The organism is Methylobacterium sp. B1 (assembly GCF_000333255.1).
Classification (GTDB): Bacteria; Pseudomonadota; Alphaproteobacteria; order Rhizobiales; family Beijerinckiaceae; genus Methylobacterium; species Methylobacterium fujisawaense.
Genome location: NZ_BACT01000127.1, coordinates 1 through 3033 on the forward strand (window position 1 = coordinate 1; position 3033 = coordinate 3033).

Annotated in this window: 3 protein-coding genes and 1 pseudogene; 3 read left to right on the top strand and 1 reads right to left on the bottom strand. The window is 71.3% G+C overall.

Going from position 1 to position 3033, the window contains the following annotated elements:
- Positions 1–360: 360 nt before the first annotated feature.
- Entirely contained in the window at positions 361–1113 is a 753-nt protein-coding gene (locus tag I53_RS03825) for a YggS family pyridoxal phosphate-dependent enzyme (protein WP_043346853.1), read from the top strand.
- A 15-nt stretch (positions 1114–1128) separates the two neighbouring features.
- On the opposite strand, the gene I53_RS03830 is transcribed toward I53_RS03825, so the two are convergent.
- Entirely contained in the window at positions 1129–1686 is a 558-nt protein-coding gene (locus tag I53_RS03830; protein ID WP_043346855.1) for a L,D-transpeptidase, read from the bottom strand.
- A gap of 375 nt (positions 1687–2061) precedes the next feature.
- On the opposite strand from I53_RS03830, the gene I53_RS03835 reads away from it, so the two are divergent.
- A complete protein-coding gene (locus I53_RS03835) occupies positions 2062–2748 on the top strand; it encodes a response regulator transcription factor (protein ID WP_043346856.1) in 687 nt (228 codons plus the stop codon).
- Between the two features lie 65 nt (positions 2749–2813).
- Positions 2814–3033, top strand: a pseudogene (locus I53_RS03840) (Crp/Fnr family transcriptional regulator); the annotation flags it as partial.

Below are 3033 nucleotides of genomic sequence, written 5' to 3' on the forward strand. Positions count from 1 at the left end.
TCCGAAGGATGACCACGGCACGGTCGCGCCGCGATAGCATATCTGCGCCGCAGCCGGTCAACGCAGCGCGCGATTCGGGCTTGCGCGGGGCGCGCGAACGCATAGGTCGGACAGGGAGAGGCGGGACATGAGGCGGGGTCGCGCCGGAGCGATCCCATCCAACCCCCTCATCCTGAGACGCGGCGCCGCCGCCTCGACGGCGGGCTGCAGGGTGGCGGACGGCCGGGACCCTCCTTCGAGGCCTCCGCGGCGCTTCGGCATCTCAGGATGAGGGGGTTGGACAGGATGACCGTCCCCTCGAGAATCACGGCAGCGGGGATGCGCGGACCGCCGCCCGGCAGCGACAGGACAGGCAAGGCCATGGACGACGCGAAGACCGAACCCAGCGCGCCTCCCACCGACGGGATGGGGCATGTGACCGCGAAGCTTCCGGTGGGGCAGGCCGATGTCGCCGCGGGTCTCGCCGAGGTCCGGGCGGCCATCGCCCGGGCCGCCGAGGATTCGGAGCGCGATCCGGCCACGGTCCAGCTCGTGGCCGTCTCCAAGACCGTGCCGGCCGAGGGCATCCTGCCGGCGCTCAAGGCCGGACAGCGGGTCTTCGGCGAGAACTACGTCCAGGAATCCGTAGCGAAATGGCCGGACCTCCGGGCCCGCTACCCGGATGTCGAGTTGCACCTCGTCGGGCCGCTGCAATCCAACAAGGCCCGGGAGGCGGTCGCCCTGTTCGACGTGATCCACTCCCTCGACCGGCTGTCGCTCGCGGCGGCGCTGGCCAAGGAGATCGACCGGTCCGGCCGGACGCCGAAGCTTCTGATCCAGGTCAATACCGGCGCAGAGCCGCAGAAGGGCGGCGTGCTCCCGGATCAACTCGACACCCTGCTCTCCGAATGCCAGGAGACCCACGGCCTCGCCATTCAGGGGCTGATGTGCATCCCGCCGGCGGAGGATCCGCCCTCGGCCCATTTCGCCCTGCTGGCCCGGCTCGCGAAGGCCCACAACCTGCCGATCCTCTCCATGGGCATGAGCGCGGATTTCCCCGCGGCGATCCAGCTCGGCGCCACCCATGTCCGGGTCGGGACCGCGATCTTCGGGGCCCGGACCCGGAAGGCCTGAGCCTGAGGTCGGGCCTCAGCCGATCCGCAGATGCGTCCGCGGCCCGAGGCGGCGCAGCAGCCGCAGCAGGTCGGCCCGGGCCAGGGCGACGCAGCCCTCCGTCGGGCGGTAGCCGTCCCGGGCGATGTGCAGGAAGATCGCCGAGCCCCGCCCCTTCCGGATCGGGGCGCGGTTGTAGTCGAGATCGATCACCACGTCGTAGAGCCCGTCGCCGCGCCACATCGATTCGGCGCTGATCTCGGGGGCCGGCAGGCGGATCGGCCGGTTGTAGCGGCGGTCCCGGCTCTCGTCGCACCAGCCGTCGTCGGGCCGGGTCGCCCGCAGGGGCAGCAGCGTGCGCGGCCGGATCCCGAGATGATCGGGCCGGTAGGCGCCGGCCCGCAGGCGGAAGCGCCCGCGCGGCGAGCCGCCGTCGCCCTCGCGCTTGTCGATCACGATCCCGCCCGCCCCGAGGGCGCAGGGGATCACCGCCGGGCCGACGAGAAGCTGCCCGCGCCGCCGGTCCCCCACCGTGGCCCGCACGCGGATGTCCCCCAGGGTCAGGCGGACGGGTCCCCTGCTCGGCCGCCGCATCTCCGTCCTCCCGAATCCACCCGGTCCGGCGCGCCTTATGCCCGAGATCCGTACTCCGAACCGGTGAAAAATTGCGCGCAAGGCAACTTCCGGCCACAAAGGGCGCTCTATTTCTCGGTTGAACCCGGGCCGCCGAGCCGGGATTCGGGAGCCAGCCCACCGCCTCGCCGTGGGGTCCGACGCCTTGATCCTGAAGCGGTGCGCCCCGATCCCGCAGCCCGTTCACCGCGGCGATTGCCGCGGCGGCGAAAGGATGCGGAAACACAAGCCTCGGTAGAGTCGCGCCGCGATCCTGCCGAGATCCTGACGTCATCGCATGCTGCACCCGGCAGGCGGCCCCCGCCTCTCCCGCAGCCTGCTCTGGGGCCCCGGACGATGCCGAATGCCTACCGCCTGCTGATCTGCGACGACGACGCGATCCTGCGCGATACTCTCACCGAGCAGCTCGATCTCTGCGACGAGTTCACGGTCTTCACCGAAGCCAACGCCACGGACGCGATCCGACGGGTCGCCGCCGAGCGCATCGACCTCGCCGTGATGGATGTCGGCCTGCCCGACCTCGACGGGCGCGAGGCCGTGCGCCGGATGCGGGCCGGCGGCTTCCGCGGCCCGGTGATCATGCTGACCGCCCAGGATTCCGAGGCGGACCATGTCGAGGGGCTGGAGGCCGGCGCCAACGACTACGTCACCAAGCCGTTCAAGTTCGGCATCCTGCTGGCCCGGATCCGCGCCCACCTGCGCAGCCATGAGGCCTCCGAGGACGCGGTGTTCCAGATCGGCCCCTACACGTTCCGGCCGGGGGCCAAGCTCCTCGTCGGCGAGCGCGGCTCGAAGCTGAAGCTCACCGAGAAGGAGACCGCGATCCTGCGCTTCCTCTACCGGGCGGGCCGGGCCGTGGTGAACCGCGACACCCTCCTCGCCGAGGTCTGGGGCTACAACGCCCAGGTGACCACGCACACGCTGGAGACGCATATCTACCGGCTGCGCCAGAAGATCGAGCCGAACCCCGCCACCGCCGCGATCCTCGTGACCGAGGGGGGCGGATACAAGTTGCTGCCCTGACGAATTGAAGCTTTACGTGTAGGCGATCCGGCAGGTTCGCGTATGCGCAGGGTGGTGAGGCGTTCTTGGGGCTCGACGACGACATCGCGATCCTCGCGGCCGCACCGCTGTTCGGCTTCCTCGACCGGGATGCCCTGCGCCTGCTGACCTTCGCGGCGGAGCGCCGCGACCTCGCGGACGGCGACCTGCTGTTTTCCCGCGGCGATCCGGCCGATGGCGGCTTCGTGGTGATGGCCGGGACGATCCGGCTGGCACCCCGGTCCCCGGGGCCGAGCCGGGCGGCCG